Genomic DNA, 15,320 nt, shown 5'->3' with positions numbered 1-15,320 from the left:
CCGTTCGGATGAAACATGGCAAGGTCAAATGCCGATCTTGGGGAGTGGACGATCGCGGGGCAAACCGGCCGGCGTGGGCATTCCTCGCCAGCCAGCCCCCTAGAGTTTGCTGCGGGGGCGTCCTGGGGCAGGGTGGCAATGGGTGATCCAGCGTACACCATCCTGATTGTCGGCACTTCGGAGGCTGATGCTTCCGAGCTTGACCAGCATGCCGATCAGATTGCCCGCGTGGAACATTGTTCGCCGAACGAGGTCCGCGAGAAAGCGGCCAAGCTGCGGGAGGCCGGCGGCCGCGTCGTGGTGCTTCAAAAGGGCCAGAGCCTTCCCGAATTCAGCGAGATGGATCGTGCCTACGCCCTCCTTGACGCCGTCAACGAGGGTGTTTGTCTGATGGCCCCCGACGGCTCGATCGTGTGGGCGAATGCCTTCTTCCGGACGCTGGACCCCGACGTGGGCGATCGCGTCCGCGGGGCTGCCCGCGACAGCTACAACTGGCTGGTCGAACGCCGCAACCAGCGAGGCCGGTGCACGACCCGAAATGTCGAGATCGGCGACGACGAATCAGAGAACTGGTACGAGGTCGTGATCTCGCTGGCCCAGGGCGAAGGCGCGGGCGTCGCCGATACGCGCATGGTCGCGGTCATCCGCGACGTCTCCGAGTCTCGCCGGCTCGATCGCAAGATGACGGCCATCGAGCAGGCCGGGCGCGATCTGGTCTCGATCGACCCCGAGTTCGTGCGCTCCAAGAACGCGATGGAACGCCTGAGCGTGCTCGAGAACCGGATCATCGAGACCGCCCACAAGCTGCTCAACTTCGACCACTTTGCCATCCGCCTGATCAACGAGAAGACCGGCAAGCTCGAGTTGGTGATCTCCGAGGGCCTGAGCCCCCAGGCCGCCGAACTTGATCTCTACCCGTCGCGACAGGGCAACGGCATCGCCGGCTTCGTGGCCTCCACCGGCGTCAGCGAAGTCTCCAACGACGCGGCCCACGACGCGCGATTCCTGCCCTGCCTCCAGGGGGCCAGTAGTGCGATGGTCGTTCCGCTGCGGCTGCATGATCGCGTCATCGGCGTGCTGGACGTCGAAGCCCTCAAGCCCGGAGCGTTCAACGAAGAAGACCGCCGGTTTGCCGAACACTTCGCGCGACACCTGGCCATGGCCCTGCGGGTGCTGGATCTCCTGGTTGTCGAGCGTTGCGAGACCAACGCGACCGTCTCGGGCCGCATGCAGGGCGAACTGCGAGAGCCGCTGGACGACATCGCCGACATCGTCGATCAAATGCGAGAGAAGTCCGAGGACGACCCCGAACTGGCCGCCCGCCTGGGCCGGATTGCAGGCGACGTCGATTCGATCCGCGATCGGATGCGGCGCGTCGCCGAGGGGCCGCGCGCCCTGCTGGGCGTCGAGCGGGCGATGGCCGCGACCGGCCACGAGCCCTTGATCGACGGCCGGCGCGTGCTCGTCGCCGACGACGAGCCGGCCGTTCGCCGGGTCATCGCCGACGTGCTGCGTAACCGCGGCGCCCGGGTCGAAGTGTGCGACAATGGGGCGACGGCCATCGAGAAGGTTCGCGCCGCCGCCAGCGATGGTCAGGGCTTCGATCTCGTGATCAGTGACATCAAGATGCCCGACCGGAACGGCTACGAAGTCTTTTCCGCAGCCCGACGCGCCTTGCCCGACGTCCCGGTCATCCTCATGACCGGCTTCGGCTACGACCCCAGCCACAGCATCGTCCGAGCCTCGCAGGAAGGCCTTCAGTGCGTGCTGTTCAAGCCATTCCAGGTCGAACGACTGCTGGAAGAGACCCGCTCAGCCCTCGATAAGCAGGGCGACAAGGACGCCGAGTCCGACTCCACGGACCAGCCCGACCACCAGACGGTGTAACCGCAACCCGGAAGCCACCCGCCCGTACCATCAGGCATGAGCCCCATCGATCCCCGCGAACTGGGCCACGGACTGACCCCCACCGGCACGTTCGAGGACGGGTATCGGTGCGTCAAGTGCAGCTATGACCTGACAGGCCTGCCCCGGGCCACGGTGTGCCCCGAGTGCGGCACGGCCAACGCACAGCTCACCTACGACAAGCGGCGTGGCACCGGCGTATCCAGGGCGCCCACCGCATACGTCAAGAAGCTGGGTTCCTGGCTGTGGTTGGCGGCATTCGCGCTCATCGGCACGTGGTTCATGGGCGCCATCGCGGGCGTTTTTCCGCACCCGGTGACGTTCGGACTGAGATTGCTCGTCGTCGGCGCCTGGGTCTCGGCGGTGTGGCTCGCGACCACGCCCAAGCCCGACCGTTATGAGCCGGGAACCAGCGACGTGTTCGACAACCCGCGGCTGCGACTGGCGACCGTCATCGGCCAGGCCATATGGATCGTGGTCATCGGGCTGGAGATCGGGGCGTGGTTTGCCGGCAACGCCCAACTCAACAACAGCGCTGCGATCGAGAATGCCTTGTTCATGGCCGCCGGCATCGCGCGATTGGCCGCGGCCGCGGGCTTCGTACCGCTGGGCATCATGCTGGCCTCGCTGGCGAACTGGATGGGCGACGATGACGCCGAGCGACGCTGCCAGACCGCTTCGTGGCTGATCGCCTTCTACGGCGTCGGCGTGCTGCTGGCCAGCTTCATCGGCTTCCTCGGCATCTTCTACGTGGTCTTCTGGATCGCCTATCTCGCCGGCGTCATCATGCTGGCCATGAGCCTGATCGCGCTGGCTCGGGCGGCGAACTGGGCCGTCCAGAATACCAAGCACAAGAGCGTGGTCTCGGGCCGAAGAGCCGTGCACGAACGGCAGAAGGCTTTGGCGGCGGAAGCCAGGCTCGACGAGCGACTCGTGCTTGCCGATTCGGACACGAACGCCGCCGGCCGCCGGCAGATCCCAAAGGGCGTGCCCGTTCCCAAGAGCCACACGATCGATCGTGGCGACGGGACGCAGCCTTACGAGGTGAAGGACGATTGATCGCCACTACACCAGCGCGTGCGAGCCCAGCCAGTGTTCGGCATCGAGGGCGGCCTGGCAGCCCATGCCGGCGGCGGTAACGGCCTGGCGGTACCGGGCATCGGCCACATCGCCCGCGGCGAAGACGCCCGGAATGTTGGTGGTGCTGTCCCGCTTCTTGAGGTCGATGTAGCCGGCCGAGTCGAACTCAAGACCGCTCTCGCGCAGGAACTTGGTCGCCGGCGTGTGGCCGATGGCGACGAACAGGCCGTTGACTTCCAGCTCGTGCCGCTCCTTGGAGATCGTGTCCTCGAGCACGACGGCCCGGATGACGTCGGCGCCCGAGGCCTCGTCCTTGCGATCCAGCACGTCCACCACGGTGCTGTTCCACACCATCTCCACGTTGGGTTTGCCCAGGGTGCGCTCTTGCATCACCTTGCTGGCGCGCAGCTCGTCACGCCGATGGATGATGTAGACCTTGGAGGCGAACTTGCTCAGGTGGTGGGCCTCTTCCATGGCGGTATCGCCGCCCCCCACGACTGCCACGGGGTTGCCACGGAACATGGGCAGGGCGCCATCGCACACCGCACAGGCCGAGACGCCCCCGCCGGTCTGGGCCAGCCGCAGCTCGTTGTCCAGCCCCAGCCAGTTGGCCGTCGCGCCGGTGGCGATGATGACGGCGTGGGCACGGATCGTCTGCCCGCTGGCCGTTGTCAGCACGTGCGGCTGGGTGTGCTCGGCGTTGAACTCAACCGTCTTCACGTCGTCGTGCATGACGCGAGCGCCGAATCGTTCGGCCTGCTTCTGGAAGAGACCCATCATCTCCGGCCCGGCGATGCCCTCTGGGAAGCCGGGGTAGTTCTCCACGTCGGTCGTCAGCATGAGCTGGCCGCCGGGCAGCACCGGGCCGGGGTCCTGCTTGGGCACCCCGATGACACACAGTGGATCAAGCTGGGCCCTTGATGCATACAGCGCAGCGGTCCAGCCGGCGGGCCCCGATCCAATGATGACCAGCTTCTCGATCTTGGCGTCCTGCCCGTTCTCGCTCATGGTTGATCTCGCTAGGTTGGTGGAAGAAGGTGAATCGCAAGCGGGCCCGGGATGTTCCCGAGCCCTTCACCGAGCGGCGTCACCGAAGTTCAGCGCAGTTCGCCCTCGGTCTGCAGGAACTCACGGTAGAGAGAGATGACCGGCGGCCAGATCAGGTAGTCACCGTCGTACAGAGACCGCGTGTTCTCGCGAACGCGCCGGGCGGTGTCGTCGTCCGAGTCCGGGCCGGTGGACCAGATCACGAACTCGTCGTCGTCCAGACCGACGCCGATGGCGAAGTTGCGCTGGTTGAGCATGATGATATCGATAGCCAGCGGCTGGGGCCCCACCGCAGGGTCGACCGGAAGGTCTCGAGCAGGCACCAGATACTTGAACTCGCTTACCAGCGGACGGTTCTGGGCGTCGCGGATCGGGCCGAACGGATCGATCTCACGCTCGGGCAAGATCTGCGGCCGCAGGCTCACCAGGTTGACCGGAAGCGTGCGCAGCCGTGCCTTATACGCCACCACGCCCAGGGCCGCTCGGGTCCCAGCGATCTCCGTCCGCAGGATGCGTCGCTCGTTGAACAGGCCCGTCATCTCGGGCACGATGGCCAGCACCACGCCCTCGGTCACCGGGTTCAGGCGGTCATATTCGCGGACCAGCTTGTGGCCGGGCGCGAAGTCGTTCTGCGTCCACAACTGCGACCAGTCATTGAAGACGTCGGCCACTGCCTTGCGCGTGGCGAAACCGTCGCCATGGACGGCCTGGACCTGGTTCCACAGGCCTGCCTCGCTGAATCGACGCAGCGGACGATCGTTCGTGCTCAAGGCGCTCATGGTGGGCGCGAAGCGGTCGGTCGGACGCCCACGCTCGTTGAAAAGACGGTCGACGATCTGCTCGGCCCCGATGCGGTCGCCTTCGGGCAGCCGAAGGCGGTCGAGCATCAGGAAACCGCGTCGGCCAGGATCAAGCCGGTTGATCGATGCAGTCAGTTGGTCGTAGGTCAGCGACGGCTGATTGGACGAGTAGTCGAGGTATGCGATGTCGCGCACGCGGATCGTCGCATCGATCATCGTACGATAGCCCCACTCGACCTCTTCGAAGAACTCGCGGTTGGCCATCATCCGGCCGAGGTGCAGCAGATCGATGAGCACGTCGATCGCGCCCGCCGGATCGCCCTCGGTCACCCGCCGGCTGGCCTCGACGTGGACGAGGATGACCACGTCGGTCAACTTGGGGAGGTATCGGAAATCGGCGGTCGTCAGCGTGGGCGGATCACCCAGTTCTGTGTACAACCCCGCGCGCACCAGATCGACCGAGACGCCGTCGATGCCGTAGGGCTGAGCCAGCACCATCGAGTCGGGAAACTGTGCCACCTGGGTAATCTCGTCGAGCGCGGCGATGATCTGCTGCTGGGGTTCTGCAGCCGCCCACTGCGCCGCTTCCTGCCAGCCCCGCAGCCCCGGGCCGAGCAGCATCGCATCGGTCGGGCGCCCGTTCTCGGTGACGGCCACCACCGCCGGCGGCGCCTGCATGCCCGCCATGGCGGGGAAGAGCACCTGGTCGGCCCGCTGGTCCTGGGGGATCGCGCGATTCGCTCGGTTGACCCGCTCGATGAAGCCTCCTCCCTGCGCCTGCGCCACGGCTGGGATCACAAGGGCCAGCGTGACCGCCAGCAAGGCCGCCGGCCGGACAGAAGACCTGCGAGCCATGAGCCTGAGAGCAAGATTGAAGCACATACGCGACTGCCTCCGGTAGCGTCAGGAAACCAACGCCCCAGGCCGGGACGTCGAGGGGGCCTATATGCCTGAGCCGGTCCGAGCGCTACAAGGAGATGCGGGCCCGAGCCGCCCCAGGAGCGGATACTAGCCGAAACCCCTCGCACCGGCAGGCCTCGCTGGAATGATCACCGCGACGCCCGGAAGCCCGGTCGCACCTCCCGGACGGGGATACCATTCTCGATGCGCGCCACGCGGCCCAAGGGGCTCGCTCGGGTGGCCCGCACGATGGTCCATCGCGTCGCCAGAAAGCGCCTGCGAGGGCCGGAATCCTGGACGCACCGTTGCGTCGCACCACGCCTGGACCAGAGGAGCTTGTGAGCATGATCGTTGGCGTCCCTACCGAGGTCAAACCCGATGAGTACCGCGTTGGCCTGATGCCCGTGGGGGTCGATCTGCTCATCCGAGACGGGCACGACGTGGTCGTCCAGTCCGGCGCGGGCCTGGGCATCGGCTTCGAGGATTCCGCGTACGAGAACGTGGGTGCAAGCATCGCCAAGACCGCCGACGAGGTGTGGGCCCAGGCCGACATGATCGTGAAGGTCAAGGAGCCCCAGCCCATCGAGTGGCCGCACATGCGCGAGGGGCAGGTGGTGTTCACCTACTTCCACTTCGCCGCCGATCGCGAGCTCACGCTGGCCTGCCTCGATCGCAAGATCTGCGCGGTCGCCTACGAAACGCTCGAGGCCCCGGGCCTGAATGGCAAGCCCACCCTCCCGCTGCTCACGCCCATGAGCGAGATCGCCGGCCGCATGGCCACCCAAGAGGGCGCCAAGTACCTCGAGCGCCCACAGCAGGGCCGCGGCGTGCTGCTCGGCGGCGTGCCCGGTGTTGAACCCGGAAAGGTTCTCGTGCTGGGCGGCGGCGTCGTGGGCACCAACGCCGCCAAGATCGCCAGCGGCATGGGCGCCGACGTCATCATCATGGACATCGACCTGGACCGCATGCGCTACCTTGAGGACGTGATGGCCGACAACGTCACGACCATCTACAGCGACCCGCACGCCATCCGCAAGTACCTGCGCTGGGCCGACCTGGTCATCGGCGCCGTGCTGCTGCCGGGCGCCAAGGCCCCCAACCTCGTGACCCGCGAGGACCTCAAGATCATGCCCGAGGGCGCGGTCATCGTCGACGTCTCCATCGACCAGGGCGGCTGCGTCGAGACCAGCCGCGTGACCACCCACGGCCAGCCCACCTACATCATCGACGGCGTGGTGCACTACTGCGTGGGCAACATGCCCGGTGCGGTCGCCCGCACGAGCACGCACGCGCTCAACAACGCGACCATTCCCTGGGCTCGCCGTTTGGCGAAAGTGGGACCGCACGAGATCGCCGCCCGCGACGCGGGGTTCGCGATGGCCATCAACTGCGACGACGGCCGCCTGCTGAACAGGCCCGTCGCCGAGGCCCACGACCTGGAAGTCGCCACGGCCTGACCAAGAACCAGACATGCAGCGAAGCCCGGACGCAAGCCCGGGCTTTTCGTGCGCGTATCGTCCTTCGTGCCTGCCGTCGACAATCAGCGCATGCCCAGAGCATTAAAGCGACGTGCCATGTGGTGGATTGCGTGCTACTTGCTGGGCATGGGCCTGCTCTTCGCCGGCCTCGCCGGCGGACGATTCCTGAGCGCGACCTGGCTCATGGTCCTTGGTGGGTTTGGCGGCGTCGTGGTCTGGTTCTCGGCCCTGGTCGGATTGGTTCTGCTCCAACAGCGTGACATCCAGCGGGTCCGGATGCTCGGCGGCCAGGTCTGCACCGACTGCCTGTACGACCTCTCCGCCTCGCCCTCGGAAGGCAATTGCCCCGAATGCGGTATGCCCTACACCAAGGCCGGCGTCGTCCGCCAATGGCGTACCGCCGACCGCTCGTACCAAGCCAAGAAGCTGTACACGCTCGAAGAGGCGGACGAGTGAAGCGTCACGCCGCCGGCAGATCCGCCTCGCCGAACAGCCGGAAGCACTTGCGCCGCAGGATCTGCCCCGCCAGGGTCATGTCGTCGACCGACAGCGCGATGGTGGCCGTACCGTTGGGCAGGCTCATCAGCGGATAGGCGAAGTGGATGTTCAGTTCAGCCCCAAGCAGCGACAGGCACAGGCTCTCGAGGCTGTGACCCTCGCTGAGCTCCACGACCAGCACTTCTTTCTCGCCGTAGGGCAGCCGCTGTTCCTTGAGGATCCTCGAGGCGATGGCGGCCCGGTTGGCGATGATGCGGACCACGGCGTAGTCGGACGCCTCGTGCACGCTGAGGGCACAGATCTTGGCGGCCGACCGATCGAAGGCCGCGACCAGTTCATGCAGGCGCCCGACGCGATTGTCGAGGAACACGCTGAACTGGGTGACCGTCGGCGTGGCGTAGCCCTGCGTGGTTTCCATCGGCACCGTGCCTTCTGCGGCCATGAGCGTCCTTCCAAAGCCTGTCGGGTTGCCGCGGGCGGCGGCCCGCATTCCGAGCGTCGGCCCCCCACGAACGGACTGGAGCCAGAAATAAGAATACCCGCATGAGCGGGTATGGCCTAGCGGCACGCCGCGTTGCACGGTTCGAGATCGAGGCGGCATGAACCGGGAGAAACAGCCTGTGTCAGGCCGAGAAACTCGATCCGCACCCGCAGGTGGCCGTCGCGTTGGGGTTCTGGAACACGAAGCCACGGCTCATGATCTCGTCCTTGAAGTCGACGATGGTGCCGTGCAGGTACAGCAGGCTCTTGGGATCGCACACCACGCGGATGCCGTGCTGCTCCATGACCTCGTCGGTGTCACGGACGGCCTCGGTCAGGTCCAGGATGTAGTTGAAGCCCGAACAGCCCCCACCCTTGACGCCCACACGCAGGTGGACCTTGGCGGCGTCCAGTTCCTGCTCCTCGATGATCCGCTGGATCTCGGCGGCCGCCTTCTCGGTGATCTGGACGGCGTTGGTGTCGGCTTGGCTGGGATTGGCGGAGGTGGCAGTCATGGAAACTCCTGGCATGCGGCGACGGGTCGCGAATTCCTCACGAAGTATAACGGCCCACTGGCTCGAACTGTTCAGCGAATCGTGGCGGAAGTCCCCGAGATCGGGTCCCGGAGGCCTTCCGTACGGCTCAGTGGGCGTGAGCCGCCTCGGCCGGCTGGCCGTTCTTGGTCTTGTAATCGCTGATGGCCGCCCGGATGGCGTCCTCGGCCAGGACCGAGCAGTGGATCTTGACCGGGGGCAGGCTCAGTTCCTCGACGATCTGGGTGTTCTTGATCTCCAAACCCTCGTCCAGCGTCTTGCCCTTGAGCCACTCGGTTGCCAGGCTGCTGCTGGCGATGGCCGAGCCGCACCCGAAGCACTTGAACTTGGCGTCCTCGATCTTGCCCGACGGGTCGACCTTGATCTGGAGCTGCATCACATCGCCGCACTCGGGCGCGCCGACGAGCCCGACGCCCACGTCCTTGCGCTCCTTGATTTCCTTCTGCGTGCCGAACGATCCCACGTTTCGCGGGTTCTCGTAGTGGTCGATGACCTTGTCGCCGTATGCCATTGCTGGCCTCCTCGCGGCCGTTGCCGCGTCTAGTCGTCCCTGTCCCTGTCGAGCCCCAGCGCCCTTCGAGAAGCGAACCCCCTTAGTGGGCCTGCCATTCGATCTTGGTGATGTCGATGCCCTCGTTGTGCATGTCGTACAACGGGCTCAGCTCCCGGAGCTTCTTGACGGCCGCCACGATCTTGTCGACCGCGTAGTCGATCTGGTCCTCGGTCGTGAACCGTCCCATGCTGATACGCAGTGAACTATGGGCGAGATCGTCGCCCACCCCAAGAGCCTTCAGCACGTAGCTGGGCTCGAGGCTGGCGCTCGTGCAGGCCGAGCCGCTGCTCATTGCGATCTCCTTGGTGGCCATCATCAGGCTCTCGCCCTCGACGAAGCCGAAGGAAATGTTCGTAAGGTTGGGCAGCCGCTTCTCGGCGTGCCCGTTGACCTGGACGGTATCGAGCTGACCGGTGATGCCCGTCTCGATCTTCTTGCGCAGGGCCAACAGACGTTCACGTTCGTCGTCCATCTCCGCCACGCACAGCTCGCAGGCCTTGCCCAGGCCCACGATGCCCGGTACGTTCAGCGTGCCCGAACGGAAGCCTCGCTCCTGGCCGCCGCCTTCCTGGATCGCCGTCAGGCGGATACGCGGCTTGCGGCGCCGAACGTACAGAGCGCCAACGCCCTTCGGTCCATAAATCTTGTGGCCGCTCATGCTGAGCAGATCGACGTTGTCGCGAGTGACGTCGGTGGGCATCTTGCCAACCCATTGGGTCGCGTCGGTATGGAAGACCGCCCCGCGGTCGTGGCACAGCTTGCCGATCTCGGCAATCTCGTTGATCGTGCCGAGCTCGTTGTTGGCCCACATGATGGTCACCAGGATGGTGTCCTCACGCATGGCCTCCTCGATCATCCTTGCGGTGATGAGCCCGTCCTTGCCCGGCTGAAGATAGGTGACGTCGAAGCCTTCCTTCTGCAGCCGCTTGCAGGGATCGAGCACGGCTTTGTGCTCGTGCATGGCGGTGATGATGTGCCCTCGCTTATCGCTGCCGGCCGGCGCCTTTGCGTACATGCTCGCGGCGCCCTTGATGGCAAGGTTGTTGCTCTCGGTCGCCCCGCTGGTGAAGATAATCTCCTTGCGGTCGGCGCCGAGAAGATCGGCCACCTGCTGACGGGCCTTGTCAACACCCGCTTCGGACTCCCAGCCGAAGCTGTGGTTCCGGCTGCCCGGGTTGCCGAACACCTCGGTGAAGTAGGGCAGCATCGCTTCGACCACGCGCGGGTCGGTGCGGGTGGTGGCGGCGTTATCGAGGTAGATGGGAAGGTCAACAGCCATGGTGTCTCCGTGGGAGCGGCGTGGATCGCGAAATCGAGCCGATCGTTCGGACATCGTAAGGACGACCCACGATCGTGCACGCTGGCCGTCTGAACGCGTTCCCGGCCAGCCTTTAGAACGTTTCTAGTTTAGTGAGTCTGGGTCTCAACCGCAAGGTCGGGTTTCGACATCCGGGGTATTCCCGATAGGGCGGAGGCCTCAGTTTTCGGCTTCCGGCGGTCGATCGTACACCATTTCCAGGCGTCGTCCGTCGTTCTTGAAGTCGGCATGGGTCATGTACGACCGGATCAGCAGCAAGCCCCGGCCGCCCGGGCGGGTAAGGTTTTCTTCCGCCGTGGGGTCGGGAACATCCGTGGGGTCGAAGCCCGGGCCGGGGTCTTCGACGGCGATCCTGACCTGGTCGCGATCGATGCCGTACTCGACGGTGATGGGCGTGTCGTCGGGCAGGTCCCTGAGTCCGTGCCGGAACGCGTTGGTCATCGCTTCTTCGAGGGCCAGTCGGACGGCGAAGGTAGCGGCCTTGGGATAGCCCAGCTTCTGCATTGCCAGTTCGATGGAAAGCCACAGGCGGTCGATGCGCTCCCGGTCGTTGGTGACCCGGGCCGAGTCTCTCACGCTGGCCTGCTCATCTGGGTGTGCCATCCGGTCCGCCCTGGGTTGCGGGTCAGTCGAAGCTCTTCATCGCGCTCTCGGTATCTTCGTGGATCGTGAAAATGCGATCGAGCTTGGTAATGCTGAACACCTCCTGGATCTGCGGATCGATGTCGGCCAGGCGGAGCTGGCCCGAACGATTGCGGATCTTGTGGTGGATGGTGATCAGCGTTCCCAGGGCCGCCGAAGACATGTGATCGACGTTGTTGAAGCTGATGAGCAGCTTGGGATTGCTCGAGGCCTCGATGACCTCGGTGATCTCATCGCCGATCCGCTGGATGCTGGCCTCGTCGAGGATGTTGCGGTCGAGGAACTCGACCCGCGTCACCCCGTCCTGGTCGGTGATGCGCAAACGTGTCTCTTCGGCTGGCATGCTGGGCTCTCCGAGTGGGCTGGGCGGATCGAGCCATCGATCCCCCGGGGCGCAAGCGTAGCAACAACGCCCGCCCCGGGCTGTCCCGGCGCGGGCGTTATCTGATCGATGCGGGCTCACGTGCCCGCCGGCCGGCTTAGAAGGGGTTCAGGCCACCGCCCATGGCCGGGAAGTTGCGGGCTTCCTGCTCGCTCTGGATGAGCACGGTGGGCTTCATCAGGATCAGCAGGGTCTGCTCTTCCTTGCTCTGGATGCGGTTGGTGAAGAACCGGTTGAGCACGGGCAGCTTGCTCAGCAGCGGAACGCCCGTCTCGACCTCGAACTCGCTGACCAGGCGCTGGCCGCCCAGAAGCAGCGTGCCCTCGTCGGGCACCGTCACCGTCGTGCGGACGCGGGTCACCGTCACGGTGGGCAGCTGGATGAACGACTGGGTGTCTGACGAGCTGACCAGCGTGCCGCCGGCGACGGCCGTGACCTGCTCGGTGGCGAATCCGTCGATCTGGGCCAGGCCCGCGTCGACGTTCATGGTCACGTAGCGGCGGTCGCTGGAGATCGTGCCGCGAACCAGCAGCGTAACGCCCTCGGTCGCGACCTCGACGGTTGGGTCGAAGCCCACCGCGCTATCGCTGACCACCGGCTCAAGGTCGCCCACGTAGGCGACCTGCGTGGCGACGTAGATGTTGGCAAGCTGGCCGTTGGTCAGCGTCAGGCGCGGCGCCGTCAACTGGGTCGAGCGGCGGTCGGCCTGCGTAGCGCGGACCAGGAAGTCGACCTGTACGTCATCGAGGAACTGGCCGGCCACGCCCAGGGCCGGAGCGGCGCCGAGGATGGTGTTGGCCAGGCCTTCCGAAGGCGCCAGGGCGCCGGCCAGGCCCAGCGAGTTCTGGCCTGCGCCGATGATGCTGGTGTTCGTGGGCGCCGCGACGGGCTGGGTGACCTGCTGGCCCTGGTTGCCGCCACCGACGACCGTGCGCCGACGGCCGTTGGGGCCGGAGAAGTCGAAGAAGTCGCTGGGCAGCAGGCTGGGATCGTTGGCCGCGGCGGTCTGGAACTGGTCGGCCTTGGCGTTGAAGTAGATATCCAGGTCGAAGCCGATCTGCTCGAAGTAGTCCTGGTTGACCAGCAGGAAGCGGGTCTCGACGTTGAGCTGCAGGGCCTGCTGGGCGCGGAGCTTGTCGAGCAGGCCGCCGATCTGGCGGTGGGCCTTGGGCGTGGCGCGGATGATCAACAGGCCGCGGTAGGGCGTGATGGTCCAGCGACCCTCGAGGAAGCCACGATCTTCGTCGATGTTGTTCTCGACGATTTCGATGATCTCGTTGATGCGGTCTTCCAGGGGCGTTTCTTCGATCTCGTTGTCGCCCTGGTCCTGGAAGGGGCTCTGGCCGCCGCCGCCCTGGCTGCTCTGCAGCGCCTGCTGCAGGTCGATCTCGGGCACGTCGGGATAGTCGGGAATCTCGTGCAGAAGGTCGTTGATGTCGTAGATGCCAACGGCGGTCTTGTCGAGAAGGGTCTCAGCCGAAGAGATCGTCAGCAGGCCGTCGATGACCGCCCAGTCGGCGGCGTTGAAGTCATCGGGGCTTGCCTTGGCCAGCAGGCGATCGAGCGCGGTCGTGGCGTTCACGGTGCTGGCAAGGCGGAGCGTAACGGGCGTCTGGCGATCGATGCCCAGGCGCTCGAGCGTCTCCCACTCGACGTCCATGTCGACCTCGGCCTGCTGGGCGATGTAGGCCAGCGCGCTCTCGAGGGGGTTGTCCTGCAGGTTCATCTGCACCCGGCTGGACTCGAGCTGGGACAGCACGCGGCGGTTCTCGGCGCTGTCGACGAACTCGGCCTGGGCCTCGCGGCTCTGGCTGATGGCCGGCCAGTTCTCGGGGTAGTTCACCACGTCCAGCGGCGGGATCAGGGCCCGCTCGGCCTCGATGCGGAACTGGGCGAAGTTCTTGTCGCGCGTCTTGCGGATCTGGTTGTAGTCGACGTAGATGAGGATGTTCTCGTACGCGTTCTTCAGCAGCAGGCCCGAGGGGTTGATCGGGTCGATCAGCAAGAGCTGCTCGATCGTGTCCAGCGCCTCGCGGTACCGCATGTTCATCTGGTACTCGCGGGCCTGGTCCAGCAGCAGGTTGATCGTGCGCTCACGCTCGTTGCGTTGCTGAGCGGCGCGCTGCTCCTGGGCGCTGCGGGCGGCCTCATCCAATTCCTGGGCGCGATCTTCCTGGATCTGGATGGCCGCCGACTCGATGCGGGCCTGCAGGTCGTTCAACTCGCTGATGCGGGCTTCGAACTCCGGCTGGGCGAACACGTCGCGGTTGCGCTGGAAGTCCACGCGGGTGCGCGAGAGCTGGGCGCGAGCGGCACCCAGGTTGCCCTGGGCCAGCTGGCGCTCGACTTCGTTGACGCCCACCCGGAACTCGGCCAGGGCGTTCTGGCGGACCAGGTCGCGGGTGCCGCCCAGGCCTTCCTGCCCGCTCGGCCGGCCCGAGAGCCGCACGTCGATCTCGTCGATGCGGGTGGCGACCAGCTCGCGCTCTTCGGGGGTCAGCAGGTCCTGGTTGGCGCGGACCAAAACGTACAGGCGGCGGGCCTCGGCCAGCTCGCCGGCCTCGAAGGCGGCGTTGGCCTGGCTCAGGTTGGCCCGGGCCTCCTGTTGGATGGCCTCGCGGAACAGCTCTTGGGGATCGCCTTGCTGGCCGCCAGCGGCGGGCTGGCCGTCCTGGCGGCCGCGGACCACGCCAGCCTGCACGCCCGCGGCGGCGGCGGCGCTGGCGTCGAAGGTCGTGCCGGCCGAACGCTCGGCATCGGCCACGCGCAGCTCCATGCGGCTGAGCTTCTCGCCTTGCTTGCGATCCAGCTCGAGGCCCGCCCGGCGGACCACGGCCAGCTGGCTCTTGGCCTGGGCGTAGCGGCCCGCGTCCAGGTCGGCGGCGGCCTGGCTCAGGGCGTCGGCCACGAGCGGACGCAGCGCTGCCTGGCGGCGTTCGATCTGAGCCTGCGCCTCGGTCGCCCGCGTGAACAGGGCCGAACCAGCTTCGGCTGCCTCGAGCACCGACGCCACGCGGCTGGCGGCGAAGGCCAGGTTGCCCTCGGCGATGGCCAGGTCGGCCTGCTGCAGGGCGATCTCCAGGCGATCGGCGCCCGAGATCTTCTGGCGGATGTTTCGCAGCGCGACGAGGGTCTCGGCTCGCTCATCGCTGGAGCCCGTCGCGTCGCTCAGGGCGCTCATGAGCGTGGCCTGGGCCCGGACGAACTGGCCCTGGGCCATCAACTGGTCGGCCTGGGCCCGCGCCTGGGCCAGGGTGGCGACGCTCGTCTCATCGGCCAGGGCCGTCAGGGCCGAGGCGTGCAGCGAGGTGGCCAGGGCCAGGGCGAGGAGGCGACGGGGGGTCCTGCTGGTGCTCATGCCAAGCTCCAAAGTGTGCGGTGTGGGAACGGCGGGCGGGAATAGGGCGGGAGCCGCTCTGGATCGTGTGGGTGCTCGTGGTGTCGGACGTGTACGCGTGTGCGTCTGGCTCGTTACCGGAGGGCCATCATTGGCGCGTGTCGGTCGCCTGGCCCGCAGGGGCGAAGCGTCGAGCCGACGGTCGGGAGGTGGTCGCCTTGGGCGGTCGCTCCCGGGGTTGGCCCCGGGTGTGCCCGGGGCGTGGGTGTTCAGTTGATACCCGTGGCACACGCCGCGGGATGCACGCTCGGACCAGAAAATCGGCCCGGACTCAAGCGGCTGGAGG

At 66.5% G+C, this 15,320-nt stretch carries 13 protein-coding genes; 4 read left to right on the top strand and 9 right to left on the bottom strand.

Features of this window, described 5'->3' with window-relative positions; genetic code table 11:
- The first annotated feature begins 138 nt into the window (after positions 1-138).
- Both RIE32_09605 and RIE32_09600 read left to right on the top strand, forming a co-directional pair.
- On the top strand, positions 139-1,887 hold the full coding sequence (locus tag RIE32_09605) for a response regulator (GenBank protein ID MEQ9096505.1): 1,749 nt from the start codon (positions 139-141) through the stop codon (positions 1,885-1,887).
- 36 nt (positions 1,888-1,923) lie between these two features.
- Positions 1,924-2,964: a hypothetical protein gene (locus RIE32_09600; protein MEQ9096504.1), complete on the top strand. Its 1,041-nt coding sequence runs from the start codon at positions 1,924-1,926 to the stop codon at positions 2,962-2,964.
- A gap of 6 nt (positions 2,965-2,970) precedes the next feature.
- Here the strand turns inward: RIE32_09600 and RIE32_09595 are convergent, their stop codons facing one another.
- On the bottom strand, positions 2,971-3,993 hold the full coding sequence (locus tag RIE32_09595) for an FAD-dependent oxidoreductase (protein MEQ9096503.1): 1,023 nt from the start codon (positions 3,991-3,993) through the stop codon (positions 2,971-2,973).
- An 89-nt stretch (positions 3,994-4,082) separates the two neighbouring features.
- The gene (locus tag RIE32_09590; protein MEQ9096502.1) at positions 4,083-5,714 is read right to left on the bottom strand and encodes a hypothetical protein; all 1,632 of its coding nucleotides are present in this window, start codon (positions 5,712-5,714) and stop codon (positions 4,083-4,085) included.
- A 362-nt stretch (positions 5,715-6,076) separates the two neighbouring features.
- On the opposite strand from RIE32_09590, the gene ald reads away from it, so the two are divergent.
- Together ald and RIE32_09580 are read left to right on the top strand one after the other, a co-directional pair.
- Positions 6,077-7,189, top strand: coding sequence for an alanine dehydrogenase (gene ald / locus RIE32_09585; protein MEQ9096501.1), 1,113 nt, complete (start codon positions 6,077-6,079; stop codon positions 7,187-7,189).
- Positions 7,190-7,279: 90 nt separating this feature from the next.
- Positions 7,280-7,666, top strand: coding sequence for a hypothetical protein (locus tag RIE32_09580; GenBank protein MEQ9096500.1), 387 nt, complete (start codon positions 7,280-7,282; stop codon positions 7,664-7,666).
- A gap of 4 nt (positions 7,667-7,670) precedes the next feature.
- On the opposite strand, the gene RIE32_09575 is transcribed toward RIE32_09580, so the two are convergent.
- From RIE32_09575 to RIE32_09545, 7 genes are all read right to left on the bottom strand, one after another.
- Positions 7,671-8,150 (bottom strand): hypothetical protein, encoded by a 480-nt coding sequence (locus tag RIE32_09575; GenBank protein ID MEQ9096499.1) that lies wholly within the window; start codon positions 8,148-8,150, stop codon positions 7,671-7,673.
- Between the two features lie 181 nt (positions 8,151-8,331).
- Entirely contained in the window at positions 8,332-8,703 is a 372-nt protein-coding gene (gene erpA / locus RIE32_09570; GenBank protein MEQ9096498.1) for an iron-sulfur cluster insertion protein ErpA, read from the bottom strand.
- A 127-nt stretch (positions 8,704-8,830) separates the two neighbouring features.
- On the bottom strand, positions 8,831-9,253 hold the full coding sequence (gene iscU / locus RIE32_09565; GenBank protein MEQ9096497.1) for a Fe-S cluster assembly scaffold IscU: 423 nt from the start codon (positions 9,251-9,253) through the stop codon (positions 8,831-8,833).
- A gap of 82 nt (positions 9,254-9,335) precedes the next feature.
- Complete coding sequence (locus tag RIE32_09560; protein MEQ9096496.1) at positions 9,336-10,574, bottom strand: IscS subfamily cysteine desulfurase; 1,239 nt, start codon at positions 10,572-10,574, stop codon at positions 9,336-9,338.
- A 198-nt stretch (positions 10,575-10,772) separates the two neighbouring features.
- Positions 10,773-11,216 carry an ATP-binding protein gene (locus RIE32_09555; GenBank protein ID MEQ9096495.1) on the bottom strand — a complete coding sequence of 148 codons (444 nt, stop codon included), beginning with the start codon at positions 11,214-11,216 and terminating at the stop codon, positions 10,773-10,775.
- 22 nt (positions 11,217-11,238) lie between these two features.
- Complete coding sequence (locus RIE32_09550) at positions 11,239-11,598, bottom strand: STAS domain-containing protein (GenBank protein ID MEQ9096494.1); 360 nt, start codon at positions 11,596-11,598, stop codon at positions 11,239-11,241.
- A gap of 136 nt (positions 11,599-11,734) precedes the next feature.
- Positions 11,735-14,995: a hypothetical protein gene (locus RIE32_09545; protein MEQ9096493.1), complete on the bottom strand. Its 3,261-nt coding sequence runs from the start codon at positions 14,993-14,995 to the stop codon at positions 11,735-11,737.
- Positions 14,996-15,320 lie beyond the last annotated feature (325 nt).

This window comes from Phycisphaerales bacterium (genome assembly GCA_040221175.1).
Lineage (GTDB): Bacteria > Planctomycetota > Phycisphaerae > Phycisphaerales > UBA1924 > JAHCJI01.
The sequence above is the reverse complement of the archived record's forward strand: the minus strand, read 5'-3'. Positions and strand labels throughout refer to the sequence as shown.

What these genes read in the sequence shown, in the direction of transcription:
- iscU (MEQ9096497.1), bottom strand. Translation starts at nt 9,253, where the DNA reads ATGGCATACGGCGACAAGGTCATCGACCACTACGAGAACCCGCGAAAC.
- RIE32_09550 (MEQ9096494.1), bottom strand. Translation starts at nt 11,598, where the DNA reads ATGCCAGCCGAAGAGACACGTTTGCGCATCACCGACCAGGACGGGGTG.
- erpA (MEQ9096498.1), bottom strand. Translation starts at nt 8,703, where the DNA reads ATGACTGCCACCTCCGCCAATCCCAGCCAAGCCGACACCAACGCCGTC.
- RIE32_09575 (MEQ9096499.1), bottom strand. Translation starts at nt 8,150, where the DNA reads ATGGCCGCAGAAGGCACGGTGCCGATGGAAACCACGCAGGGCTACGCC.
- ald (MEQ9096501.1), top strand. Translation starts at nt 6,077, where the DNA reads ATGATCGTTGGCGTCCCTACCGAGGTCAAACCCGATGAGTACCGCGTT.
- RIE32_09600 (MEQ9096504.1), top strand. Translation starts at nt 1,924, where the DNA reads ATGAGCCCCATCGATCCCCGCGAACTGGGCCACGGACTGACCCCCACC.
- RIE32_09595 (MEQ9096503.1), bottom strand. Translation starts at nt 3,993, where the DNA reads ATGAGCGAGAACGGGCAGGACGCCAAGATCGAGAAGCTGGTCATCATT.
- RIE32_09590 (MEQ9096502.1), bottom strand. Translation starts at nt 5,714, where the DNA reads ATGTGCTTCAATCTTGCTCTCAGGCTCATGGCTCGCAGGTCTTCTGTC.
- RIE32_09545 (MEQ9096493.1), bottom strand. Translation starts at nt 14,995, where the DNA reads ATGAGCACCAGCAGGACCCCCCGTCGCCTCCTCGCCCTGGCCCTGGCC.
- RIE32_09560 (MEQ9096496.1), bottom strand. Translation starts at nt 10,574, where the DNA reads ATGGCTGTTGACCTTCCCATCTACCTCGATAACGCCGCCACCACCCGC.
- RIE32_09555 (MEQ9096495.1), bottom strand. Translation starts at nt 11,216, where the DNA reads ATGGCACACCCAGATGAGCAGGCCAGCGTGAGAGACTCGGCCCGGGTC.
- RIE32_09605 (MEQ9096505.1), top strand. Translation starts at nt 139, where the DNA reads ATGGGTGATCCAGCGTACACCATCCTGATTGTCGGCACTTCGGAGGCT.
- RIE32_09580 (MEQ9096500.1), top strand. Translation starts at nt 7,280, where the DNA reads ATGCCCAGAGCATTAAAGCGACGTGCCATGTGGTGGATTGCGTGCTAC.